Consider the following 24,210-nt stretch of genomic DNA (forward strand, 5'->3'; position numbering starts at 1 on the left):
GCTCCTAGGTAGTGGTGTTGAATGCGTCGTTCAGCATGTCCAGCAGTGCGGCGTGGTCCTGGCGGTCGATGTTGACCTCGAAGGACTCCCCCTTGGTATGGATGCCGAGGTAGATGGAGGTGGTCACGCCGTCGTCGTAGACCACCTCGATCACTACGTCTTCACGGCGGTACTGGTGGCGGGTCTCGATCACGCGATCTGGGCCTCTCGTCGCAGGTTGCGGTTCATCTCGTAGGAGAGAGCGACTACAGCTCGGGAGAGAGCGATTTGGTCCGCATGGGTCTCCATGGACAGGCCGTAGACGAACCGCCTGAGAAGGAGCGTGCGATAGCGCTCGTTGACCTTCTTGAGCCCGGCTTCGGCGTCCTGGCGGGCCACGAAGAGGTTGTCGGTCACCTTGCAGGACGTGAGGTCGTCTTTCTTCCCGATCAGCTCACCGAACTCTTCGTCGGTGTAGAGGAAGGTCTTCAGAGCTGTCTTGGCGTCGTCGGGGGTGTAGTAGTACTCGCCGTCCATGAGGTCTCGGTAGTTCCGTTCCTTGGCCGCGTACCGCTGGCCGGCCTTCCAGAAGATCTTGCGAAGGAAGTCCTCGTCGGAGTAGTGCTCCGCGATGATGTGGCGCTCGTTGAGAGCGTGCATCATGATTTCCTGCTTCACGTCGTCGGCTTCCACGATCTGCCAGCGTTCGGCAATGGCGTAGGCGATACGCCCTGCCACGTTGGCGAGGTAGCCCCAGTCCATCTCGTCCTTGTTCACGCCGTTGCCCCCGGTGAGTATCGGTAGCCACCGAACTCGAATTCGTTGGCCTGGTTCATGTACACGACCTCGGGCTTGAAGTGGCCGTTCTTGCTGTACTGGAGGACGCCGAACGCCTTCTGCCAGTCACCCGGTGTGCCCTTGAGGTAATCGGCGCAGGATTCATCCATCACGTGGCCGACCTCTACTCCCCAGATGGTCTGCGGTTCTCCGATTCCGAGGGTGTGCGGGATGGCTGCGGCTCGGTGGGTGTGCCCCATGACGATGGACTTCGTGAAGCGCTTCGCTGCGTTCAGTGCAGTCATCCCCGCGACTTGGGTGAGTCGGATACGCCCGAGGTGACCGTGGGTGGTGACGACGTTTGGGAACACCTCGTAGAAGTCGGGGAGTCGTCGTACGCCGTAGTCGTCGAATCGGCACAGGTTCTCTAGGTGGAAGAACTTGCTGTCGGCCAGGGCCGGTGCGTACTTCTCCAGGTACTGACGGGGGCGAAGGTCGTGGTTGCCTTCGTGGATGCCGAAGAAGCCGTCGTGCACTTCTCGGACCGGCCCTATGAACTGGCTGATGAAGTCTTCGGCCTCCTGCTCGACGTTGCCCGCGTATTCCTTGCGGGTGTCCTTCGTCCAGCGGGCCGGCCCCTCGAAGTCGAGTGCGTCACCGATGTGGATCACGCCGTCCGGCTGGATGTCGGCAATGAAGTCCACGATCTGCTTCAGGGCCTGCGGGTCGTGCTTCGGGTTCTGCGAGTCGGGGCAGACGACTACGACCTGATCCTTCATGCGGTCTCCACTTCGATGTTGGCGATGTATCGGTTGGCGTACCAGATGCACTTCTTCAGGTCCTCGGAGCCGCCGTCGTCGTGCTTGTACTGGCAGCGGAGGAGGTATTTCGTCATGTTGCCGAGTAGGTATCCCTGGAATGCTTCGCGGCTCATGGAGCCCTGAATGATGTCGATGACTTCGAGGGACCCTTGGGTGTAGTGGCCGGGACTGTTCACCGGATCTGGCTCACACTCCAACTTGGAGACCTGCTTGTTCACTGGATTCCGCACTTCTCTCGGAGGGCACCGGGCCCGTTCTCGTTTACGAACTTGTTCACGTCGCACTTCTTGCCGAAGCCGATCGGGACAACGTTGGGCAGTCGTTCCGCCAGCTTCTCTACGAACTGTTCACCCGGTCCGTCGCCATCAGTGAAGGCGAAGACTGCCTCGAACCCAAGGAAGGCCGGGTCGAAGTGGTCGCGCCAGGCGCTGACTCCGGGGACTCCCACGGTGGGGATGCCGGCCAGCTCGGCGCTTGCGGCGTCGAACTCGCCTTCCGCGAGGCCGACGTAGGGCGAGGCCGTGATGAGGGCCTGGGTGTTGTAGAGCATCGGCTTGGAGCCGGGAAGGCTCTGGTACTTGCCGTGCCCCTCGTGCGACTCGTCGTCGCGCCAGGAGCCGTCAGCGTGCTTGACGCACGTCTCGTTGATGCACCGGAAGCGAACGGTCGCAACAGCGTGCTCTCCGGCTGCTGGCCGGAGGTAGGGGATGACCAGGCGCCCGAGGTGCTTTTCATGCCCCGTAGCGGGGGAAGCCACGTACCCCAGCCCCAGACGAGTTGCCAAGCCGTCCAAACCGCGGTGCTTGATGTACTCCTCTGCGGGACTCTCCCGGAAGTCCAGGCTGTACCCCTGGGCTATCTCCACCAGAGAAGCGGTCTTCGGCGAACTCTTGAGCAGCACGGAAGCCACAGTCTTCCTTCCTCATGATCAGGTCCCACGAGTCCTCGTGGATGTCGCAGGCGAAACACGTCCAACGGTTCTTGAATGAACTAACTGACGCGCTCGGGTTGGATTCGACGTGTTCGGGACAGTGGATCTTCTGCCAGCCGTCCCGCGACGTCAGCCCCACCTCGGGGTAGTAGTGCCGGAATACCTCAGTGATGTCCGGCTTACCCATCTCACACTCCAACCTTGAGCGCTGCCTCAAGGAGGAGGCTCTTGCGGTTGTCCTCCTCGACCTTGACGAGCGCGGCGAGTTCGGCCACGGACATGGACTGCCGGTAGATACCTCGGCGATTCTTGTACGTCACGTTGGCTGTCTCGTGCATACCCAGGGCGGCTTCGGCCTCCAGGAGGCGAAGAAGCTTGGTCAGGCCGGTCTTACGGGTCAGGGTGACGTAGAGCTGGCCGCCGTCATGGGTGATCACTTCTTGCCGTCCTCTCGGTGGTACCGCTTCCCCAGGACACGTATCGCTGGGGGGTCTTCCAGATAGTCAGCCGCATTGCGGAGGATGGTCGGGCTGTCCCTCGCACCCTTCGCCAGAAGGTGGTTGTTGCAGCGTCGACAGAGCAACCCCCGACAGAGGCCCGTCTTGTGGTCGTGATCGACGCTGAGTCGCTGCTGTCGCGGCTGACGACAGATGGCGCACTTCCCGTCCTGCTGCCGGAAGAGTTGGGTGTACTCGCCCGGTCCGAGTCCGTATGTGGACTGGACTCGCGTCTCGTGAGAACTCGCGCTCCTGGTCTTCTTGCGGCAGGAGGCACACACCTTGCCACGAGTGGACGTATAGAACTTCTCCGCCCGATTCCTCTGGCACTTGGTGCACTTCCGGAACCCTTTTCTCGGAGGACTCAAGCCCTCTGCCCTTCTTCATAAAGCTTCTCACACTCCAACTTGTTGACCAAATTGAAGGGGGGTGATTCAAAACACCTCGTCTTCCACGTCGGTGATACGCAGGTTGGACGTATTCACCTCGTACGAAGAGAACGTCTCGCCAGACGGGTCCGTGAATCCCTCACGGTTCTTCACGGGACTGATGTGCAGAGTCCTTCCGTCCATTCCGTCCACCTCGGCATGGATGGTCAAGACAAGACTTGGCACACGTCCGATCTTGCCCTTCATGCCCGACAGAGGGATGGGCTTGTTACCTGACGAGAACTCACCCACCACGTGATGCATCGCCATGACATGAGCGTGCGTTTCCCTCGCCATCTCGTTGAAGTAGTCGCACAACCCCTCCAGGCCGAAGGTGTACTCCTCGGCAGTGCCGGCCCCGCCGCCATCCACGTTCGTGATGTTGTCGATTACCACGAGGTGGGGGTAGATCCCGAACACCTCCCGATAGCTTTCGAGGTGTGTCTCAATCTCCTTCGGGTTCGGTCGAGCCGAGTAGTTGAAGCGAAGCCACCAGCGCTTCATCAGGGCATCGCTGTACTCCTCGAAGTCACTGCTCTCGGACACGAGTTTTCTCTTGATGTCCTTGGCGGCGTCTCCCGTGATCATCGCCGTCGCCCTGCTGAGTTGCGTGGCAGCTGTCGAGTCGGCAGAGAAGTACAAGCACGGGACGCTCGATGACACCGCCAACCAGAGGGCCGCAAGGGACTTGCCTGTGCCACCACCAGCGCAGACGACGGAGAAGTCTCCGCGCCTGAACTCGACGTCCAACTTGCGCAGCCCCTTGAATGGGCTCGGAATGGGTTCACCGGCGGCGCCCCGCATTCGCACGGACTGATTCAGACTGAACAAATCTCACACTCCAACTTCAGGACCGAAAAAAAGAGCACGCGTAGGACACGTCGCAGAAGCGGCAGAGGAAGCCTGGCCGGGCCGGGAAGTCCCCGCCCTTCACGGCCTGGTCCATGGTGACGATCCGCTGAGTGATCTCGTCCTGGTCGGCGTCGGCCAACTTGACCGGCCGCGTGACGCGGTGGTCTTTGGCCAGGTACCAGTCACCGTTGGTGGTCTCCTCGGGGTAGAGCTGGTTAAGCGCCATCTCGTATACCCAGAGCTGGAACTTGCTCTTGGTGCTGCCGGTCTTGAGGTCACGGACGCGGTTGGTGTCGTCCTTGTTCTTGAGGACCTGGTCGATGTACCCGCGAACCTTCACTCCGCCGAACTCGGCCATGAAGTACAGCTCGATCGCAGGCTTGCCGTCCACGTACCAGAGAACAGGAGCCTGCTCCTGCACGTACTCGACGTACCGTCGCGTCTGCTCGGTGCCCTTGCGGAACCGCTCCTCGATGTCGTCGGCCCCGTCTCCGCGGTTGGCCCTCATCCACTGGTCCGGGTTGTTGACCTCACCCAGGTCGCGATTGATGCCCTTGCTGTACTCGTCCTGGAACACCGCCACGGCCTGCTCGGCAGTCATCCCCCGGCCGGCCTTCTCGAAGGCTTCGGCGGCGCTGTGGAAGGCCGTCCCGTGGGTGGACCACGCTGCGGGCCTGGGGATGACTCGCTTCACTCGCTTGAGCCACGCCTTGTACGGGCAGTCCTCGAACTCAGTGACCTGAGAGACGGACCGAGGCATGGTGGCCCAGCGGTTGTAGTTCTCGTTGTCGCTCACGCGGAGACACCTTCCGAGTAGAACTCCACCTGAACGAACTCCGAGGTCCCACGCATGTGCGGGTGAGGTTCCGCCACCCTGTCGTGGAAGACGACACTTCCGTCAGCGAGTTTGTATCCCATGTCCTTCTCCAGTCTCTTAATGGACTCGACCTCTTCCTCTGCCATCGTGTCTCCGATCACCACATGGGTGTAGACGCCCTTGCCGAGGCTTGGTATGACCGCGATCGACATGGCCCCTGTAACGATGCGTCTGATGCACCTCGAACCAGGAACGGCCACCTTCAGAATCTCACCCGCCAGCTCGTTAACCACCAGATTCTGGAAGGCTTCGAACAACACGTATCCAGCTCTTTCGGTCGTGCTTCCCTTACCTTGAACGACCTTACATGAGGTTTCGAACAAGGTCTCACACTCCAACTGCGACGCTTGCCACAGTCTTCCATTCCTGACCGGCCCCACCGGTTCGAGCCGCCTACCGTCACGGCTCCGAATGCTTGTCATGCTCAGGATTCCGCCATCCCCCACCGCTATCACTTTCAACACCCCTCTTCATTGACGTGCGCATGTCCCACAGGAACTTCGGGCCCGGCAGTGCCACCCCCCACTGCCGCGATGCACGCATTCGCGACAACGATCTTGCCACTCGGGCATGGCAGGTATAGCAAGTTTCGACCGGTACTTTCTTACCGGTAAGTAGGGACGGGTCGAAGGTCCCTAACCCTCGGGACTAAAGTCCCTAAACTAATGTTCGATATTGCTCGTCAATAGAAGAGGAGCCGAAGGTTCCGCAAGACAACCAAGGGAAGGTGCTCGGGGTGATCGAGGGTCGGGGCCAGCGATACGACATGTCTGATCTCGTAGCGGCGTCAAACCTGACGCGCTACCTCAAGTCGTGGCGGGCGGCGCGTGGACAGGAGTTGGGCCTCAACGGCCCTTTGCCCCAAGCCAAAGTGCAGCTGTCGAGCGGCAAGAGCGACAAGTGGTACCGAATGTTCGAAGCGGGTCTACCCGTCAAGTACGACACCGACGTACTCCAGCGCATAGCTGACTGCCTCGGACTTGATCACGCAGAGCGGATGACGCTCTTCCTGATGACGATGGGAGTTCCTTCACCTCTGGGTGTCACGTCGAACCGCGATGACCCCGAACTGCTCCCTATTTCCTGGGTCCTTGACCAGCAGGGCCGGCGCCCTGCGTATGTCTCCGACGAGGACTGGGGCATCGTCGCTTTCAACGAAGCGATGGGACAGTGGTTCCCCTGGGTTGCCGAACCGAACGCCAACCTCATGCGCTGGACCCTCCTCCACCCCGACGCCCGGGTGCAGCTCGAAAGCTGGGAAAAGCACTGCCGGGTCTACCTCGGCATGATCCGCATGGAGATCGCTCGCCGCGGCACTGACAGCGCCATTGCGCGCATCCTGCTCGCCGCGCTGGAGGACCCGTTGATCAGCGGGTTCTGGGAGGAAGAGACGACGGTCGTGTCCAACCGGGACGGCCATCACTTCCGTGTCCGCGTCCCCTACAACGACAACAAGCCGACTGATGTGATCAGTCAGGTATGCACGCCTGCCAAATTCCCGGGCCTGCGGCTCGTGTTCCTCACCTGGGGAGACGGCATGGACAATTTTGAAATCCTCGGAACGACTGAAGGACAGTAGTGCCCCGCTACACGCACGCGTGCCCACTGAGGTGGGCCGACATGGACGCCAACGGCCATATGAACAACGCCGTCTACGCGACCTACTTGGAAGACACTCGCTTCCGGATGTTCACAGATCTCGTACCGGCCGACCCGACTGAACGCCTCGCCTCGAACTTCGTGGTCCACGAACAGACGCTCAGGTTTGTTCGGCCACTCGTCTACCGCGACGAGCCAGTCACTGTGGAGGCGTGGGTTGAGGACGTGAAGGGAGTGTCGTTCACGATCTGCTGTGAGATCAAGGACGGTCCGGACGTCTACGTCTCTTCCCGTTCGGTGCTAGTCGGCTATGACTCAACTGCCAACCGGCCCCGGCGCTTCTCGGAACGCGAACGGACAGTCATCACGTCCTTCGCAGCCTGAGCACACAAAAATGGCCCCCTGCGTTTCGCAGGGGGCCTTTACGTGCCTCGGGAGTCTGACTCATCAGTCAAGGTTGAGGGCACGGAGCTGTTCTTCACTCTCCGGCAGTGGCTCACCAGCCGGCCAGCGGAGAACAAGGTTCCCGTCCTCTGGAGTACGTGACACATAGGAAAATCCCTTCTGCCGGTCGTAGTCAAGGACGACGTTCTCGCGCCTCAGACGGCGCTCGAACCGCATGGCGTCCGTACGGTTCGCCTCCGTGATCGTCTCGTCCCCGAGGCGAGTGCGCAGATAAGCGCGGAGCTGCTTGCACGGATAGGTGTTGTGATGGCTGGTCTCTCCGGCCTGGGCGACACCCTTGGTGGTCAGCACGTCCCAGGGAATCAACTCGTTAACGAGCTTGACGGTGGTGGTCCTGCGGTACTCACCGAGGACCAGTGCCTTGTTCACCGCCTGGCCAGTGGTGCCGTATCTCTTCCCAATCGCGTCGTCTGACAGCCCTCGCTGGGACAGACGGACCAGGGTGTTGAAGTCTGGCAGGCGCTTTTCCACCGGTCTCCCTCTCTCGTGAGCCAACTGGAGTTGTTGATCACACGGTACCAGCGCCAGACACACGAGCCCAGTGCATGGTTGTATCGCGCCCCAACTTGAGGTGCATGTCACACTCCAACCCTAACATGATGTGCCGCCCGTCACACTTTGGAGTGTGACCGAGAGAATCAGGCCCATCTCTCACCGACGCATAGAGTGAAGAGTTAAGAACAAAAAGCCCTTAGATCTACCTTCTAGTTCTAAGAGTGACCTAAGAGTTTGAAACTACTTCCATGACCTCTCATCAGGTCATGGGAATGATTCCCTTCTGTTGATCTCCTGTTGATTCAATCCAGTAGAGGTCCAGGAGGGCAACGGCCCCGGAGCCAGACCAGAAACCTCCGGGGCCTTCACTCGACCGGCCAGGGCTGATCCCCCATGTCCGGTGAAGGCGAGGTAGCTCCTCGTTGGAGTCGCGGTGTAGGCGCGCACTCCCCCGTGTAAGGGGGAAGAGCGGGGTTCGATTCCCTGCCGACTCACTCTCCCGTACGTGAAGCAGCGCATCACACACATCCAATCCGTACCGCGGAAACCGGGATGGACAGGACTTCACGGCGGGATTCAACTTCATGGAGGCGAACATATGCCTAGGGCGAAATCGATATGCCTGGTGAGCGGATGTACCTCCGTGACTGTCATCAACGGACGCTGCGAATCACACAAGATCATCCGTAAGGGGTGGGACAGGAAGTCCGCACGGAACCGTTCCCGTCCCGGCGACTGGTCCTCGCGTAGAGCCAAGGTCCTGACGCGGGACCGCTTCACCTGCCAGAAGTGCGGAACCAGAGAAAACCTTCAAGTCGATCACATCGTCCCGGTAAGCCGGGGCGGCTCCTGGGACCTCGACAACCTCTGGGTGCTCTGCGGTAAGTGCCACGCACTCAAGACCTACTACGAGGACCGCCGCCCTTGAGGGCGGTTAGTTCATGCATGGAGTGATGATGAACGACCCCGATCTCTGGGACGCCTGGGCCGACGAGTACGACCAGGCGCAGGCACTCAAGCGCCAACTGCGGCCGAGCAAGGCTGCGGTGAAGCGCCAGTGGCACCAAGCCGCTGTGGCCGAACTGGAAGAACTGGGCGAGCTGTACGGGGTCGAAGCCTCCGTGATGCGGAGGTGGTGAGCATGGCGACTCGACGCGGGCCCGCCCCGAATCCGAACGCTGTGCGACGCAACACCACACATGCCCTGGGCGAGAGGCCACTGTCCGGGAAGGTCGGGGCCGGCAGGGAGCTGCCGAAGGCCCTCGGGATCGAGACCGGAGCTGCCAAGCGGTTCTGGAAGACATGGGCTTCGGCGCCCCAGACCGAGGACTGGATGGAGACCGACTGGGCTGAGCTGGAGGTCACCGTGAAGCTGGTGGACGCCTTCTATAAGGGCGAGACCAAGTTGGCCGGTGAGATCCGGCAGCGAGTTGGTAAGTGGGGCGCGACCACAGAGGACAGGGCACGACTTCGAATGTCCTTCGACAAGCAGGCTCAGATGGAGGCCGGGAAGGCCCCTGAGACCGCTTCTGAGTCAGACATTGATACGGAGCTTTACAAGCTTCTGAGTGAGGGTTGAGAACCGTTCTCCCCTGATCCTAGGGGGTGACGCTGGTGCAGACTGGCAACCTCCCAAAGGGCGTTCCGGCTCCGAACGAAACGCTCGGTTACGGGATCATTCGTTGGGCCCAGAAGTACATCGTTCAGCCTGACGGGGATAGCGCTGGCGAGCCCTGGAAGTTCACCTCCGAACAGCTCAAGTTCGTGTTGTGGTTCTACGCCATCAACCCCGACGGAACTTGGAAGTACGCAGCGGGCACACTCCGCCGCGCGAAAGGGTGGGGGAAGACACCGCTCTTGGCTGCGTTGGCGATCGTAGAGTTCATCGGCCCATGCCGGTTCTCCCACTGGGACGAGGCCGGAATGCCGGTAGGCAAGCGGGTGCCACTACCCGTCGTGCAGCTCGGCGCTACCGCTCTTGATCAGACACAGCAGACGCTCGACATGATCCGCGGAATGCTCTCGGAGTCTCCGGCCGAGAAAGAGTACGGACTTGAGATTTCGAAGTCCATGGTCCAGTTCAAGTCTGGCAAGCCGGGAAGCATCTCCCCAAAGGCCACTGCGGGTCGAACAAATGAAGGTAACCGGCCATCGTTTTGCGTGATGGACGAGGTACATCACTGGGTGGGAAGCACGGGAGGCCCGGACTTCTACCAGACCTTGAAACGCAACATCGAGAAGACAACTAAGGCTGGTTCGCGATGGGTTACCACCACCAATGCGTTCAATCCTAGTGAGGATTCCGTAGCTCAGATCATCTTCGAGTCGGACATGGTTGCGCAGGGCTTCTGGCTCTACGACTGCCTTGAAGGCGCGATCGAAGTCGAGGATATCCGGGACGAAGAGAAGGTCAAAGCCGCGCTCATCGAAGCGTACGGGGACGCTCATTGGGCGGACATCGAGGGTCTGACGAAAACGATCCTCTACGACCGTACAACCCCTGATTCGACCTACTGTCGATTCTTCTTCAATCAGATCGCGGAAAGCAGCGACGGTTGGATGTCGAAGGCCGAATGGGATGCGTGCGAAGCGAACAACGACATCGAGGCCGGCGAGCAGATAGCGATCGGATTCGATGGGAGTGTCCGCGGCGACGGGACAGCTTTGGTAGGCGTTCGATTGCGCGATGCCAAGCTTTTCGTTCTCGGCAAGTGGCTGCGTCCCGAGCACGCTCGCGATGACTGGGAAGTCGATGTATTGAGCGTCGAGGCCGCAGTGAAGCGCGCCTTCGATACATACCGCGTGGAGTGGATGTACGCCGATCCTCCGTGGTGGCAGGAAAACATTGGCCGCTGGGCGGTCGAATGGGGCGACGACTACGTATTCGAATTCTGGACCAACAAGCCGACGCGAATGGTTCAGGCCGTCGAACGGTTCCGTACAGCGGTGCTCGTCGGAGACCTCTCACACGTAGGCGACCCCGAGCTGACACGGCATGTCATGAATGCCGTGGTGAAGGAAGTTCCTCAAGGCGATCTGATCGTAAAAGACTCGCCTCGATCCAAACGCAAAATTGACATCGCGGTGGCTGCCGTACTTGCACTTGAAGCACGCGCTGACGCGATTGCGGATGGACGTCTCCAAATCAAAAGGAGGCGAGTAGTCGGTTTCTGAGCCCCGCATGAAAGGGGCTTAGATGGTTGCTGCTCTTGATAAGTCCGTTGGTCTGGACGGTGTGATGTCGCCACCGTCATCGCCACAGATGTGGATGGACTACCTTTCCTCGAAGCTGTCTTCCCGTTCGGGAAGGTACAAACGCTTCGGTGAGTACTACGACGGAAAACATCAGAAGATGCTTTTCGCCCAGTCCAAGTTTCGGACCGAGTTCGCTCATGTCTTTGAACGCTGGAATGACAACTTCTGCGGGCTGGTCATCGACTCGGTCAACGAGCGCATGTTCATCGACGGGTTCCGTCTCTCGAAGGAACCGACGGAAGACGAGCTGGCTCGCGAGATTTGGCAGCGGAACCGTATGGACTCCGAGTCCAACTCCGCCCATCTCGACGCAATGATTCAGGGCGCGGCCTACGCGATCGTGTGGGGCCAGGAGCTGTCAGACCCCCGTGTCGGAGGCAGTAACGCCCAGGACAAGGATGCCGGACCTGGCAAGAAGGTCAAGGCCGTCATCTCGGTCGAGTCTGCTGAACACGTCGTCGTCCAGTACCGGCCGGGCTCGCGGCACGAGATCGAGGCCGCGGCCAAGTTCTACGTGGATGACTGGGGTCGACAGTTCTGTACGTTGTGGCTCGCTGACTCGGTTCACGTCGGGAACTGGAAGATCGGCGGCTACGTCATCGACGGGCCGGCACGACGTAACCCCCTCGGTGTCGTCCCTGTGGTGCCCATCCAGAACCGGGCTCGGCTGGTGGGCGAGCCGATGTCGGACCTTGCCACAGTGATTCCTCTCCAGGACGCGATCAACAAGACGGTCGCTGACTCCTTGGTGGCATCGGAGTACGCGGCTTGGCCGCAGCGCTACGTCACTGGATTGGAGATCCAGGAAGACGAGAACGGCAACCCCATAGAGCCGTTCAAGGTCGCGGTCGACAAGCTTCTCCAAGCTGAGGACCCGGCAGCCACGTTCGGGCAGTTCGAGGCCGCGAATCTCAGCAACTACGTGGACCTCGTGGACATGCTGACCATGCACATGGCCAGCGTCGCGAGGGTCCCCTTCCATTACATGCTGAAGGGCGGCCAGCCTCCCAGCGGCGACGCGATCACCTCTGCGGAAGCAGGGCTCGTCTCCAAGGTGAAGGAACGAATGCTGCACTTCGGTGAGGCATGGGAGCGGGTCATAAAGATCGCCATCGCGGTCGAGAACGGCGGCCAGCTCCAGGAGGAGTACGAAGCCGCAGAAGTCATCTGGCGTGATCCCGAGAACCGTACTGAAGCCCAGCACATTGACGCCCTCTTGAAGCTCCAGCAGCTCAACGTTCCGAAGCAGCAGCTCTGGCAGGACGCCGGGTACACCCCGTCTCAGATCGCTCGCTTCGACCAACTCCTCGAAGAGGAGGCCCAGACCGAAATGGAACGGGCCGACAAGTACCAGACGGCTGCGCAGAAGCAGGAGCTTGAGCTTGCCAAGCAGGGTGCCGACGACAAGTCAGCCATGACCCAGGCGAAGGCCAAGAAGGATGCCGAGAAGCCTCCGCAGGGCAACTCCGGCAACGCGAACCGAAAGCGTTTCGAGAAGTAGCAGAAACGTTTCCCCAGGCACCCGGAACGGGGGCCTACCAACGATCCGAAATGGATGATCTCGATGGAAGAGAACAAGAACACTGCCGAGGCCAGTCAGCAGCCGGCGGCCGACGATGCGACCCCGGACGCGACCATGCTTCAGGCTGAGATCGACAAATGGAAGGCCCTCTCTCGTAAGAACGAGGAGCGTTTTAAGTCGGCCTCTCAGGAGCTTGACGGCTTCCGGCAGTCCCAGATGTCTGACACCGAGAAGGCAATCGAGGCCGCCAAGGTGGAAGCGCGGAACGCGGCACTTTCTGAGGTCGGGACTCGGCTCGTTAACGCCGAGCTTCGCGCCGCTTCCTCTGCGGCTGGCGTAACCCTTCCTGATGCCGAGTTCCTGAATCTGGATTCCTTCCTCGATGAGGACGGCAACCCGAGTTCTACCCGCATCCAGGAGTTCGTATCTTCCCTTCCTACACCGAGTTCTGAGCCGACATACGCACAGAACATCGGCCTCGGTCGTCAGGGTAGCCCGGCTGCTGGCCAGCTCACTCGTGAGGACCTTTCCCGCATGTCTCCCAGGGAGATCAACGAGGCCCGCAAGGCGGGTAAGTGCGACTCCCTGATGCGAGGCGAAATCTAGAGCGGGTCCCCTTTTTTTGTCCTCCAAGTTGGAGTGTGAGGCATAAGGGAGGCTCGCAGATCACTAAGGAATCTATATGGCTGGTAACGACTTCACTACGCAGACCGCTTCGGGCCTTCTCACTGGCGGTCCTGCCGGGCAGGACCCGACCCTCAAGGGTCACGGCGTCTTTGTACCGGAACTTTGGACTGCTCAGCTCCTCCAGGACCTTGAGGACAACCTGATCCTTGGTTCTGCCGAGATCACCAACCGCAATTACGAGGGCGAGTTCCGGCGCGAGGGTGACCGCATCCGCATCCCGCACTTCATCGATACGGTTGAGGACCGGGGCCTCATCAAGGCATACGGCGAGATCGGTGACAAGGACCACGCGGCCCTTGAGTACATCCCGATGACCGTGGGCAAGGGGTCGTCCTTCCACATCGAGATTGACGCCCTGCACCAGCTCCAGACCAAGAGCGGCATCGACCTCATGTCGGAGCTGGTTCGCCAGCGTGGCCGCCAGGCCGCCGTCTCCATCGACAGGATGCTGGCTCAGACCCTCACCGCGGCCGTCGCCGGTAAGGACCTGAACGGTGCCGAGACGACTCCCAGCGACATGTCCACCCTGCCTGCCCTGCACGGCAAGATCGACACGGTCACCCCGAATGCCCTGGAGTCCGAGTCCATCGGCGTCTACGACTACGTGGTTGCCATGCTTGAGAACCTGGACCTGAAGAACGCTCCGGACTCGCGGTACCTGTTCATCTCGCCGCGCCTGCGGTCGCTGCTTCTGCGCGACCCGAAGTTCATCGACGCGTCCCACTTCGGCAGCTCGGTCATGCCGTCCGGTGTCATCGGCACCATCCTGAGCATTCCGATCCGCGTCTCGAACACTCTGGGCTCCGCCCGAGCCGAGGCCGGCAAGCTGGTTAAGGGCCGCCGTCACGACGAGTTCAAGAACATCGACATGTTCATGGGCTCGACCTCCGCAACGTCGCTCGTGATCCCGTTTGCGCAGATGGAGGCGTACAAGCCGGAGAAGTCCTTCACGGACGCGATCAAGTCGCGCGTGATCTACGACGCCAAGGTCATCCGACCCGAGCAGCTGCTTGTTGCGACTGGTGTCGAGAAGACGATCCAGGACCACAACGCGGTTGCTGCGGAGAAGAACCGCACCGTGGCAGTGCAGACCGCTTCGAAGTAACAAGCCTCTTTTTTTGTGCCCGAAGTTGGAGTGTGAGACATGAGTATCACGGTTTCGGACGTTGAAGTCCGACTCGGGCGCAAGATCGAGGACGCAGAGAAGCCGAGGGTGGAGGCTTTCATCGAGGACGCCTCCGCCCTCGTGGCGGACTACTGCGGTTCCGGGTTTCGGGAGACGGCCGGCATCAAGGCCGTGATTTGCGCCGAGGTCATTCGGTGGCTTGCGGTACAGCCTGGGATCGTCTCTGAAAAGGTCGGAGACATCCAGGTGGAGTTCGGCTCGTCTGCCACTACCCAGTCCCTGTCCCCCGCCGCCAGGTCTTCGCTGAAGAGGTATCGAAGGAAGCTCACTTCCGTCACGCTCCTCGTGGAGCAACCGCGATGGAACGAGGTGAGCATCCTTGATGCAGAGCCTCTTCGTTGATCTGGTCCAAGTGTGGCGGGCAGAGATCATCGATTCTGCGTACACGCGAAAGCGCGACTGGGTGAACAAGAAGCTCGTGTTTGAAGGCTTGGCAAATGCTCAGCCTGACCGAGCTTTCGAGGTCCGTTCCCCCGAGCGGGAGACAGCCCAGGAACGCATCCTGATCTACCTTCCGCACGAAGCAGATGTGGATTCCGCGGATCGCGTTCTTTTCGGCGGCATGTGGTTCGAGGTGGACGGCGATCCCATGGAGTGGAATCACGGTTCGCTTCGCCATATCCGCATCCGAGCATGGAGGGTGGAGCACTGATGCGAGCACGAGCACGGCTCACCCTCGACGAGGGGGCCATGAAGCGCGTGATGTCGTCCGCCGAGACAGCCAAGCTGCTCTCCCAGGTGGCCTCCAAGGTCGCTGCGACCGCGCGCCAGGACGCTCCCAAGAACGGGCGAGGTTCCTGGAACATGTACGCCCGCTCGATCTCGGTCACTGCCGGGGAGGTCGAAGGGATAGTTCATGCATTCGTTCAGGCCGACCGCCACCCTCTCCTGATCGAGTACGGGTGGCGGGACAAGGGAGGCACCAGGCACCCCGGACGACACACGCTGAAGAACGCCCTGATGAAGGAGCGTGAGCAGTGAGGATCGATCCGGTCTCCGTCGTCTTCCGCTTCCTCAAGGCCCAGAAAGAACTAACTGACCTGGTAACAGGGGATCTTGTCGGCCGCGAGCCGAGTCAGACGACTATCTACATCGAGCACGCGGGCGGATTTCGAAGCATCCGAGGTTGCTTGGACAGGGCTGACATCACGTACCAGGTGTACGCATCGGACCGCCAGGAGGCGGCCGAGCTGGCGTACGTGATCCGTGAGTTTCTGCTTGAGGCCCTTCCGGGCCGGCAGGTCGATAGCGCTCTGGTCCTCGATGTGACCGAGGGCATCTCGCCCCGGTACTTCCCCGATACGACCTCCCGCGAGCACACGTACCAGGGAGAGGTCACCCTCTTCCTCACCGCGGCTTAGGCTCCTCCCTTTTTTTGCTCCCCAAGTTGGAGTGTGAGCCTTCGCGCGTCTTGCTTACCAACCCCCGTCACGGGGGTTTTTTCATGCCCATAAACAGGAGGCCCGTATGGCTGACCCCAACACCGGCGCCGGTAACTCCGGCAATGCTCGCAAGATTCGCTTCGCCCCGCAGGGCGAGATTTACGTCGCTGACGCCAAGTCAGTGAAGGAGCTTCCCCGGACTTGTGACCCTGTCGCTTCGAACTCCGAGTTCAGCCCGCTTGGCTACGTGGACGAAGGCGGAGTCACGATCACTCCGAGCATCGAAACCGATCCGGTCAACGTTTGGCAGAGCGCCGTACCTGTGCTCTACAACGTGAAGTCCGCCTCGTTCCAGATCAAGGCGACTCTCATGGAAACCAACGAGCTGACGACTCAGCTCTTCTTCGGTGCCAAGTGGGTGCAGGCTACCGACGCTGACGGCTCCGTTCTCGATGGTGTGTGGCGTCTGGATCTGAAGTCCACCCCGGACCTCGAAGAGATCGCCATCATCGTTGACTGGTCCCAGAGCGTTGACGGCAGCCCCGTTCGGTACCGGTGTGTCATTGGTCGAGCGATGATCTCCGACCGTGGAGCTATCCAGCTCCAGCGGGCCGAGAACGGCAAGTTCGAACTCACGATTGACGCGCTCGACAACTCCGGTTCGCTGGGCTACGTCCTCACCGACGACACGGTCAAGGACGCACCCAAGGTGATTCCGATGGCTGTGACGCTCTCGCCGTCCACGGTCGAGCAGGGGGGCCACTTCAACGTGGTCGGCGTCGGCTTCCCCAAGGGCGAGACCGTGACGGTCAAGCTCGACAAGGCCGAGGAGAAGTTCACGAGCCAGGCCGTACAGGCTGGCCAGGATGGTTCCTTCCAGGTCCCTGTCACCGTGGATGCCGCGACTCTCCCGGACACGTACCAGGTGAGCATCAAGTACGGCACCGCGGAGCCGGTTACGGCCCGCGACACCCTGACGGTAAAGGCGAAGCCGGGTTTCTAAAAGCCCCGGCCGGCCTCAAGGCCACTCCTTCGGAGACCTCGGTCTCCCTGGACTGGTCGGCCGTTACCGGGGCTGACGAGTACGAGATCAGCTACGGCACTGAGAAGACCACTCGACGGAAGCCCTCGGCTGTGATCCAGGGTCTTTCCGCCGACACGGACTACGTGTTCTCCCTCGTAGCGAAGGGTTCTGGCTTCCAGGACTCTCCGGGGGTCGAAGTGTCCACTCGCACGCTGGTCACGCCGCCCGTAGGCGATTCCTAACTCCATGTACCCCCGTGGCGGGGAGAAAGAAATCCCCGCCCACTCATCTACCCCACCCCCTTGTTCCTGGAGCACGACATGACTGCTGCGAAGAAGACCACCACCGCCACCGCGAAGGCCGCGGAGGCGAAGGACACCCCGACGACGTTCGAATTCAGGGACGTTACGTTCTCCATCCCGGCCCCCCTCGACCTCCCCGACGAGGTTCTGGACGTCATCGAGGAGGGTGGCAGCGAGCGTGCGATTGCCCGCGCCATCGTGGGTAAGGAGCAGTGGGCCACGTACCGCGAACTCGGCAACACCATTGGTGAGTTCAACACGTTCCTTGACCTGGTTTCTGAAGCAGCCGGCTTCGGTGACTCGGGAAACTAATCACGACCGCTCGCATCCTTCAGGACCACAGTGACCCGCTGGAGGCAGACCTTCTGTCTCACTTCCGGGTTGACCTGCTTGACCTGTGGTGCGGGCGGCTCTCGTTGCGTCGGGTTCATGTGCTGATTCAGGCCCTGTTCAAGAAGCCCGGGGAGTCAGCCCTTCTGATTGACCTTGACGAATCCACTTCTTGGAACGAAACGAACCACATCCTTGCTCGGATCTCCGACGGTCTTGAGCTGTCGAACTATCTCTTCATCAAGGCCAATTCCGAAGCGGATGATGACCTTGAACCTCCGAAGCCACTTCCCCGACCGGGTCAGGTCGCTGAGGAGCCGACGCCTTCTGTAGCTCTTGCCTCCGGTGACGAGGTGGCTGACTTCTTCACCAACTTCGGCAAACTGTAGGAGGCCGCATGGCTACACGAGGGAGGGCGCCAGTCAAGGTTGGTTCTGGATACATTGACATCTATCCCGAGCTTTCCAAGGCTGGACTGACCAAGTTCAGGAATGAACTGACTCGCAGCATGAGTCAGATTGCTACAGCTGGCACGAAGGCAGCACAGCAGGCCGGCAAGCAGACGGAGAAGTCGGCGCTCGACACGTCCAACAAGCTCCGCCAGGTGGAGCGTTCACTGACTCGCTTCCATGGCGAGGAGGCCGGTAAGCGATTCCGAACCTTCCGGAATCTGGCCAAGCAGCGTGAGCAGCTTGAGGAGGGCACCTCCAAGGTCACGCGCAAGGCCATCGCGGAGGTAGTGAAGTCCGACAAGCAGGCCGTTGCCGAGCGGGCCCGCCTTGCGCGGGAGCAGGACAGGGCGAACAGAGCCCGTGCTCAGGAGATGTTGCGCTCGTACCGCGACGACGTCAGGCAGTACGACAAGGCCCAGCGCGACAAGGTCAAGGCCCACAACGAGGCCAAGGCCGAGGAGCGTCGAGCGAACGCTGCCATCAAGCGTGAGGAAGTTGCCAACCTCCGCGAGGTCCGTCAGGTCCAGCGTCAGACCAATGCCGAGCTGCGGGCGGAGAACAAGCGGCTCCGGGACGAGGAGCGGGCCCAGGAGCGAGAGCGCCGTGAGGCGAAGGCCCAGGAGCGGCGCGAAGTCGCCGCCATCCGCAGGGTAGAGGCGGCCGAGCTGCGTGAGGTCCGCCAGATCCAGCGGGCAGCAGCTTTGGAGCGGCAGAAGGAACTTGCGGCTGAACGCCTGGCACAGCAGCAGCTCCGGGAGGTCGAGCGCCTGGCAGCGGCCGAGCGCCGCCGACAGGCTGCCTTGGACCGGGCAAACAACGCCGTGCGGGTCGAGGGCTGGCGGAGCGAGATACGTGCCCTCCAGGAGCAACGCTCCGCGTACGCGGACACGATCCGGCAGAACCGCGCGCAGATTAATCGCTTCAACCGCGACCACACGTCGATCCTGGCCAATGCCGGGGGTCAGTGGAAGGCGTTGTCCCAGGGCACGGAGACCTTCGGCCAGAACCTTGAACAGGTTGGCAGGTCGATCACTCAGAACCTCGTGATGCCGTTGATGGCCGCCGCGGGTTACGTGACGAAGATCGGCGCAACCAGTGCGGACATGCAGTTCTATTCGTCCGAGGGATTGAACCGGGCCGGCTTCAACCAGAAGGAAGTCTCGAAGGGCATCCAGTCCATCCAGGACTTCGCCGTCAACACGCCGTTCTCGCTTGAGGACATGACGGACAAGTTCTCTCAGGTTGCTCGAAACTTTGAGTCGTATGGCAACTCGACTTCCAACTCCCTGAAGAAGTCTGAGCTGCTGATCAAGGGCATTGCGGATTATGCAGCGTCCTTCGGTGTGACCAGTCCGGAGAAGGTCAAGGGCGGCATGATGGCCGCCGACATGATGATGGACCAGGGCAAGTTGTCCACTCGGTACCTTCGTCAGTTCGTCCGCGGTACCGGTATCCCGATGAACGAACTCGGCAAGATTGCCGGGTACAAGGGCGGCCCTGACTTCCTCAAGGAGGTACAGGACCCCAAGGGCGGCGTGAACTCCAAGGAGTTCTTCGACAAGTTCATCAAGGCGTACCAGACAGCTCCGGGCGTAAAGGGCTCTGCAGAAACCCTCGGCACTGGTTCTATCGGCGGTCATTTCACGTCCGTCAAGGAACAGATGCAGCTCAACTTGGGCAAGCTCTTTGGCGGGTTCAACGAGGAGACCGGCAAGTTCGAATGGACGGCGCTGGGTAAGAATGTTCACGATCTGGCAAACCGGCTCGGTGACTTGGTTGAGGACCCCGACTTTCAGAAGCTGACGGGAAGCCTCTCCGGAAACCTGATCAAGGCAGTCAACCTGCTGATCAGCGGGTTCGAGACGGTACAGGGGTACCTCAATGACCATCCCGCCCTGCGGGATCTGGTCGTCAAGGCCGTCAAGGTTGCCGCTGTTCTTGGCCCGCTGGCTATCGCCGTCGGCCTGGCCACCAAGGTTCTGGGCAAGGTGGGCAAGGCGTTCAGTCCCCTGCTCAAGCTGTCAGGAGGGCTCGCCAAGGGAGTCCGCGGCGCATACCGCACCGGCAATCAGGTCCTGGGCGGTCTCGGTGCCGGCCGGGGCAACTTCCGTGAGGAGTACCGCGCCCGCAGGGCCAACTACCACGATGGCGACGATCGCTCTGCGGCTCGCCGTGGCGTGGACAGCCTTCGTGGACAGGACTCCCGCTCGACTCGGCTGAACGTTCAGACGGGTGAGGCCGAGGCGGCGGTAAAGGAACTGGATCGACAGATCCAGGCTCTCCAGAACCGCATCCACAACCTGAACCGTGAGCAGCTGAACCAGGTTGCGAACGAGCTGGGTGGCGAGGGCGGCGCCTCCGTGCGGGGCCGGGCCAGTGCTGCGGATCACGAGATCGACCAGGCACGTCTTTCAGTGCGTGAGCTGAACCAGGGCAGCACGGGCGAGCTGGTTGCAGCTCTCCGTGCCGTGGGTGAGGCAGCTAACTCGGCAGAGGCCAAGCTCAAGGAAGTCCGTACGTCTCTCCGTGACCTCAATGACGCCAAGCTTGGTCTCGTTGGGGGGCAGTTCACTGAGCTGAGAGACAAGGCGGACACGGCCGGGCGGCAGACCAAGGAAGCCCGTCAGGCTGTGAACCAGCTCAATGACGGCAAGCTCGGTTCGGTCGAGGGCCAGTTCACGGAGCTGAAGAACAGGGCCGATACGACCAAGCGCGGTATCAACGAGGGCCGCCAGGCCGTGAACCAGCTCAACCAGGGCTCGACGGGGACAGTTCGTCAGCAGGTCCAGTACCTCAAGGACAAGGCCGACTCCGCCAAGCGCGCCGTGACCGCTGTGGCCAACGCGGTGAAGGATCTCAACGGCCGTTCTCTGTCGAGTCTGCGGGACAAGTTCTCCTCCAACCTGACCCCGGCCATCAAGGGCTCGAACACTGCGGCCACGGGCCTGAACAACAAGATCAAAGACATCAACGGCCGTGCTCTCGGCTCTGTGACCCAGAAGGTTCGCACTCTGAGCAGCGCGCTCGAAAAGGCTGACGGCAAGGCCGGTGGTCTGAAGGGCAAGCTCGGTGAGGTCAACAGCCTGACGGGCTTTGGTGGTGCCGGTGACGGCAAGCACCGCAAGACGACGAAGAAGGCCCTCGGTGGTGTCATCCCCGGCTACGCGCCGGGCGTGGACAACGTACCGGCCATGCTGTCACCAGGTGAAGCAATTCTTCGTCCCGAAGTGGCTCATCACCTGGGCGCCGACACGATCAATACCTGGAATGCTGCTGCGGCTCGTGGCCGTCTTACCAAGCACGCGAAGGGGACGGCCGGCAAGGGGAGTGGTAAGTCGGGCAAGTGGCCGATGTCCATTCTCGAAGAGCTTTACGACATCATCAATATTGGTCCCGGAATCGGGGCTTTCACTGGTGGCATCGATATGGCGGGCGCCGGTCAGGCCATCGGCGGAAATACCGGCACTAACGTGCGCCACTGGGGTGCACAAGCTGGTGGCGATGGTGCCGGTCGTTTGGTGAATAACCGGTTTATGAACATGAAGGACTTCGTCCTCAATCGTGTTCCCTCGTTTCTGACGAAGGCTCCAACCGGTATCGGAAACCTGATCGGTATCGCTGCGGGCGGTATCGCACCGACTGCCGGACAGCTTTTCTGGGATGACATCTGGAAGGGCGACGGGAATATCCTTCAGCGGGGCGGCCAGTTCATGACCGACATGGTAAAGGCCATCCCGACGATCTTGAAGGATATGGTCTCGAACGTCTGGGATTCCGGCGCTGAAATCCTCGGCGCTTTGAAGGATGCGATCACCGATCCTCTCGGGTTCTTCGATGACGCGCTTTCGTCCGTGAAGGCGATGTTCCAAGGCATGGTCGATCAAGTGAAGGAAATGGTCCGTCTCCTACAGGAGATTTGGTCCAATCCGTCCGAGTATGCCGAGGAAGTCTTCGACAATTTCATTGTCCGCGTGAAGGACTTGATGCCCAATACCAAGGGCCTCTTCGCCTTCGCTGACGGTGGGATCGTTCCTGGCTACTCGCCGGGTAACGACAGGGTTCGTGCGGTGCTGTCGCCGGGTGAAGCAGTACTCCGCCCGGAGGCCGTACGTCGCCTCGGCCACTCGACCATCAAGCAGCTCAACGCTGGGGCGAAGGCCGGCACTCTCGGCAGCACCAAGCGTCAGGACCCTGCACAGAATCAGGACCAGGCCGCGGTGCCCCTCCCCGACGCGAAAGCGTACGAGGAAGCCGTGGCGAAGATCGTGGCGGCTCTCGCTGCCCTGACGGCCGCGGAGCAGGGCCACCAAGTCGCGGGAGCGGCTGCGTGGGCCGCATCCACCGCTGCTGTCCGGAACCACGAGACAGCTGCGATGACCTCCTGGTCGGCGATGACTGCGGCGGTACAGGCACACCAACGGACGGCAACCGCCTCCTGGTCGGCCTTGAGCACATCGGTACGCCAGTACCGGGCCCTCAACGATAAGCAGTGGGCGGCCATTTCAACGGTGGTCCGCACGTCGGTTGACGCGCAGATCAAACCCGCCCAGCAGCGCTGGATTGCACATCTGGAAGGCCCGCTGTCTCAGAGCGAGCGGACATTCCAGGCCACGAGCAAGACCGTGTGGACCAACGTGCAATCGCAGGTGTCGTCGTCGGTGACGAATGTCGATGGCTCCCTGGCTCGGCTCCGCACGAACGTGGACACGACCAAGCGCCTCTTCGAGACGGCTTCCGGCCGGATCAAGGAAGTGTGGCAGTCGGCCATGTCCTACGTGGACTCCTCGACCAGGAGCACGGTGAACGGCCCCTACAACAAGGGTGCCGTCTCGATGATGTCCTCGATGGCCAAGCTGGCGGGCACCAAGGCCCCGCTGGACACGGTCAACTTCGCGACTGGCGGCGTCGTGCCGGGCTATCAGCCCGGCGTCGATACCGTCCCCGCGATGCTCTCGAAGGGCGAAGGCATCCTTCGGCCCGAGGTCGTTCGAGCCCTCGGTGAAGAAACGATCCTGCGCTGGAACGACCAGGCCCGCAAGGGCGGCAACGTTTACGCCAACGGCGGCGTCGTCGGCCAGAAGGGCTGGTCCGGCCAGAGCGGCGGGGACTGGGTCACCAAGCACAAGGACGACGACTACGAGGGCTATACCGCTGCTTTCAAGGCGGGTTGGAAGTCCGTCATCAAGCCGGTGCTCGACACGGTTTCCAGCTCCTTCGGTGTCTCCGGAGACCTCAACACAAAGGGGTTCGAGAAGGGACAGCCGTGGGCCGAGAAGTGGACCAAGTGGGTTGACGACCACACCTCGGGCGGCGGCCAGGTCGTAAAGGTGGCCCTGGACGAGTTCCGCAACGAGGCCCCGATGGTCGGCGGTGCCAAGTACAACTTGGGCAACGGTGAGTCCTGGTGCGCCGACTTCGTCTCGTACGTCGTGGACAAGGCCGGGGCCAACTCGTCCTACGGCAACTCCCCGAAGGGTGCACCGGGCAACCGGTGGCCAGCCGTCGCAACGTGGAACGCGGCGATGCGCCATGTGCCCGTTGCGCAGTCACAGCCCGGCGACCTGCTGACCTATCGCGGAAACGGGCACATCAACATCAAGACCGGTGCCGACGACACCGTTGGCGGCAACGAATCCAACTCGCTGAAGCGAGCCCGAGGTTACTGGCGAAACGCTACGGCGGCTCTCCGGCCGACCGGTGGAGAAGCCTCAGCCGACGGACCCGTTCTGAAGGCTTGGCCGGGCAGCATCCCGAAGTTCTCGGGGACGCTCGGTGGCGGAGTTGATAGCGATATCGCTCAGTCCATCGCGAAGGCCATGAACCTCACGGGAGTAAGCGGTTCCAAGTGGGCCGACGGCATCGCGACGATCATTCGCCGCGAGTCCGGAGGCAACGCGAAGGCCGTCAACAACTGGGATTCGAATGCCAAGGCCGGCAACGGCTCCAGGGGCTTGATGCAGGTAGTCCCTTCGACGTTCAAGGCGTATCACCAGTCAGGCACGTCGTGGGACATCTTTGATCCGGTAGCGAACATCGCGGCTGCGATCAACTACATCAAGTCCCGGTACAAGGACATCTCGAATGTCCAGCAGGCCGACCCCAGTAAGCCAGCAAAGGGCTACTGGACGGGAACCAACTACGCGTCTCCTGGTCTCGCCCTCGTAGGTGAGAAGGGGCCCGAGTTGATCAATTTCCGTGGCGGTGAGCGGGTCTACAACAACGGGGAAACCCGTGATCTCCTCGGGAACCGGTACGAGATCCACATCCACGAGGCGAAGTCTGAGGACACCACTCAGGCGACGATCCGCGCGCTGAAGTACGTGGAAACCATGTACGGCATGTAACAGGT

At 61.2% G+C, this 24,210-nt stretch carries 28 protein-coding genes and 2 pseudogenes; 18 read left to right on the forward strand and 12 right to left on the reverse strand.

The features are described from left to right. Window positions 1–4: 4 nt before the first annotated feature. The 11 genes and pseudogenes from ACFWA7_RS04870 to ACFWA7_RS04920 form a co-directional block, all read right to left on the reverse strand. Window positions 5–154, reverse strand: coding sequence for a hypothetical protein (locus ACFWA7_RS04870; protein ID WP_385820928.1), 150 nt, complete (start codon window positions 152–154; stop codon window positions 5–7). Between the two features lie 35 nt (window positions 155–189). Further along, window positions 190–756 carry a hypothetical protein gene (locus ACFWA7_RS04875; RefSeq protein WP_385820930.1) on the reverse strand — a complete coding sequence of 189 codons (567 nt, stop codon included), beginning with the start codon at window positions 754–756 and terminating at the stop codon, window positions 190–192. Then, window positions 753–1,535 carry a metallophosphoesterase gene (locus ACFWA7_RS04880; RefSeq protein WP_385820932.1) on the reverse strand — a complete coding sequence of 261 codons (783 nt, stop codon included), beginning with the start codon at window positions 1,533–1,535 and terminating at the stop codon, window positions 753–755. Before ACFWA7_RS04880 ends, ACFWA7_RS04875 begins: the two co-directional genes overlap by 4 nt. Beyond that, a complete protein-coding gene (locus ACFWA7_RS04885) occupies window positions 1,532–1,753 on the reverse strand; it encodes a DUF3310 domain-containing protein (RefSeq protein ID WP_385820934.1) in 222 nt (73 codons plus the stop codon). The genes ACFWA7_RS04880 and ACFWA7_RS04885 overlap by 4 nt, the downstream gene beginning before the upstream one ends. A gap of 38 nt (window positions 1,754–1,791) precedes the next feature. Further along, window positions 1,792–2,478: a toprim domain-containing protein gene (locus ACFWA7_RS04890; protein ID WP_385821075.1), complete on the reverse strand. Its 687-nt coding sequence runs from the start codon at window positions 2,476–2,478 to the stop codon at window positions 1,792–1,794. A gap of 40 nt (window positions 2,479–2,518) precedes the next feature. Continuing rightward, window positions 2,519–2,695, reverse strand: a pseudogene (locus ACFWA7_RS04895) (CHC2 zinc finger domain-containing protein); the annotation flags it as partial. A gap of 1 nt (window position 2,696) precedes the next feature. Continuing rightward, window positions 2,697–2,945, reverse strand: coding sequence for a hypothetical protein (locus ACFWA7_RS04900; RefSeq protein WP_385820936.1), 249 nt, complete (start codon window positions 2,943–2,945; stop codon window positions 2,697–2,699). Continuing rightward, the gene (locus ACFWA7_RS04905; RefSeq protein WP_385821071.1) at window positions 2,942–3,286 is read right to left on the reverse strand and encodes an endonuclease VII domain-containing protein; all 345 of its coding nucleotides are present in this window, start codon (window positions 3,284–3,286) and stop codon (window positions 2,942–2,944) included. Before ACFWA7_RS04905 ends, ACFWA7_RS04900 begins: the two co-directional genes overlap by 4 nt. Before the next feature lie 153 nt (window positions 3,287–3,439). Beyond that, entirely contained in the window at window positions 3,440–4,183 is a 744-nt protein-coding gene (locus ACFWA7_RS04910) for an AAA family ATPase (RefSeq protein WP_385820939.1), read from the reverse strand. 97 nt (window positions 4,184–4,280) lie between these two features. Next, on the reverse strand, window positions 4,281–5,081 hold the full coding sequence (locus tag ACFWA7_RS04915) for a RecB family exonuclease (protein WP_385820941.1): 801 nt from the start codon (window positions 5,079–5,081) through the stop codon (window positions 4,281–4,283). Next, the gene (locus ACFWA7_RS04920; protein WP_385820943.1) at window positions 5,078–5,626 is read right to left on the reverse strand and encodes a hypothetical protein; all 549 of its coding nucleotides are present in this window, start codon (window positions 5,624–5,626) and stop codon (window positions 5,078–5,080) included. Before ACFWA7_RS04920 ends, ACFWA7_RS04915 begins: the two co-directional genes overlap by 4 nt. Window positions 5,627–5,928: 302 nt before the next feature. On the opposite strand from ACFWA7_RS04920, the gene ACFWA7_RS04925 reads away from it, so the two are divergent. Continuing rightward, a complete protein-coding gene (locus tag ACFWA7_RS04925; protein WP_385820945.1) occupies window positions 5,929–6,741 on the forward strand; it encodes an XRE family transcriptional regulator in 813 nt (270 codons plus the stop codon). Then, a complete protein-coding gene (locus ACFWA7_RS04930) occupies window positions 6,741–7,145 on the forward strand; it encodes an acyl-CoA thioesterase (RefSeq protein WP_385820947.1) in 405 nt (134 codons plus the stop codon). Before ACFWA7_RS04925 ends, ACFWA7_RS04930 begins: the two co-directional genes overlap by 1 nt. A 63-nt stretch (window positions 7,146–7,208) precedes the next feature. Here ACFWA7_RS04930 and ACFWA7_RS04935 read toward each other — a convergent pair whose 3' ends face one another. Then, complete coding sequence (locus ACFWA7_RS04935) at window positions 7,209–7,697, reverse strand: hypothetical protein (protein ID WP_385820950.1); 489 nt, start codon at window positions 7,695–7,697, stop codon at window positions 7,209–7,211. Between the two features lie 622 nt (window positions 7,698–8,319). Between ACFWA7_RS04935 and ACFWA7_RS04940 the strand changes: the two genes are divergently transcribed. The 16 genes and pseudogenes from ACFWA7_RS04940 to ACFWA7_RS05015 all read left to right on the forward strand — a co-directional run bounded on the left by ACFWA7_RS04940 (window position 8,320) and on the right by ACFWA7_RS05015 (window position 24,205). Beyond that, the gene (locus tag ACFWA7_RS04940) at window positions 8,320–8,649 is read left to right on the forward strand and encodes an HNH endonuclease (protein WP_385821073.1); all 330 of its coding nucleotides are present in this window, start codon (window positions 8,320–8,322) and stop codon (window positions 8,647–8,649) included. A gap of 28 nt (window positions 8,650–8,677) precedes the next feature. After that, a complete protein-coding gene (locus ACFWA7_RS04945) occupies window positions 8,678–8,860 on the forward strand; it encodes a hypothetical protein (protein ID WP_385820952.1) in 183 nt (60 codons plus the stop codon). Window positions 8,861–8,862: 2 nt separating this feature from the next. Further along, the gene (locus ACFWA7_RS04950; RefSeq protein ID WP_385820954.1) at window positions 8,863–9,300 is read left to right on the forward strand and encodes a hypothetical protein; all 438 of its coding nucleotides are present in this window, start codon (window positions 8,863–8,865) and stop codon (window positions 9,298–9,300) included. A gap of 26 nt (window positions 9,301–9,326) precedes the next feature. After that, window positions 9,327–10,895: a hypothetical protein gene (locus ACFWA7_RS04955; protein WP_385820956.1), complete on the forward strand. Its 1,569-nt coding sequence runs from the start codon at window positions 9,327–9,329 to the stop codon at window positions 10,893–10,895. Between the two features lie 22 nt (window positions 10,896–10,917). Further along, a complete protein-coding gene (locus tag ACFWA7_RS04960; RefSeq protein WP_385820958.1) occupies window positions 10,918–12,477 on the forward strand; it encodes a phage portal protein in 1,560 nt (519 codons plus the stop codon). Between the two features lie 63 nt (window positions 12,478–12,540). Further along, complete coding sequence (locus tag ACFWA7_RS04965) at window positions 12,541–13,104, forward strand: hypothetical protein (protein WP_385820960.1); 564 nt, start codon at window positions 12,541–12,543, stop codon at window positions 13,102–13,104. 76 nt (window positions 13,105–13,180) lie between these two features. Beyond that, window positions 13,181–14,290: a hypothetical protein gene (locus ACFWA7_RS04970; protein ID WP_385820962.1), complete on the forward strand. Its 1,110-nt coding sequence runs from the start codon at window positions 13,181–13,183 to the stop codon at window positions 14,288–14,290. A 39-nt stretch (window positions 14,291–14,329) separates the two neighbouring features. Continuing rightward, entirely contained in the window at window positions 14,330–14,713 is a 384-nt protein-coding gene (locus tag ACFWA7_RS04975; RefSeq protein ID WP_385820964.1) for a hypothetical protein, read from the forward strand. After that, complete coding sequence (locus tag ACFWA7_RS04980; protein WP_385820966.1) at window positions 14,694–15,023, forward strand: hypothetical protein; 330 nt, start codon at window positions 14,694–14,696, stop codon at window positions 15,021–15,023. The genes ACFWA7_RS04975 and ACFWA7_RS04980 overlap by 20 nt, the downstream gene beginning before the upstream one ends. Continuing rightward, complete coding sequence (locus ACFWA7_RS04985; protein WP_385820968.1) at window positions 15,023–15,352, forward strand: hypothetical protein; 330 nt, start codon at window positions 15,023–15,025, stop codon at window positions 15,350–15,352. Before ACFWA7_RS04980 ends, ACFWA7_RS04985 begins: the two co-directional genes overlap by 1 nt. Beyond that, complete coding sequence (locus tag ACFWA7_RS04990; protein WP_385820970.1) at window positions 15,349–15,732, forward strand: hypothetical protein; 384 nt, start codon at window positions 15,349–15,351, stop codon at window positions 15,730–15,732. The genes ACFWA7_RS04985 and ACFWA7_RS04990 overlap by 4 nt, the downstream gene beginning before the upstream one ends. A 106-nt stretch (window positions 15,733–15,838) precedes the next feature. Further along, window positions 15,839–16,756, forward strand: a complete 918-nt coding sequence (locus ACFWA7_RS04995; protein ID WP_385820972.1) for a hypothetical protein — start codon at window positions 15,839–15,841, stop codon at window positions 16,754–16,756. A gap of 14 nt (window positions 16,757–16,770) precedes the next feature. Beyond that, window positions 16,771–17,019 (forward strand): annotated as a pseudogene (locus ACFWA7_RS05000) (fibronectin type III domain-containing protein); the annotation flags it as partial. A 78-nt stretch (window positions 17,020–17,097) separates the two neighbouring features. Further along, complete coding sequence (locus ACFWA7_RS05005; protein WP_385820974.1) at window positions 17,098–17,391, forward strand: hypothetical protein; 294 nt, start codon at window positions 17,098–17,100, stop codon at window positions 17,389–17,391. 119 nt (window positions 17,392–17,510) lie between these two features. Further along, complete coding sequence (locus ACFWA7_RS05010) at window positions 17,511–17,798, forward strand: hypothetical protein (protein WP_385820976.1); 288 nt, start codon at window positions 17,511–17,513, stop codon at window positions 17,796–17,798. A gap of 119 nt (window positions 17,799–17,917) precedes the next feature. Next, window positions 17,918–24,205, forward strand: coding sequence for a transglycosylase SLT domain-containing protein (locus ACFWA7_RS05015; RefSeq protein WP_385820978.1), 6,288 nt, complete (start codon window positions 17,918–17,920; stop codon window positions 24,203–24,205). Window positions 24,206–24,210 lie beyond the last annotated feature (5 nt).

Origin of the sequence: Streptomyces sp. NPDC059994 (genome assembly GCF_042737755.1) — a bacterium.
In the GTDB taxonomy this organism is placed as follows: domain Bacteria; phylum Actinomycetota; class Actinomycetes; order Streptomycetales; family Streptomycetaceae; genus Streptomyces.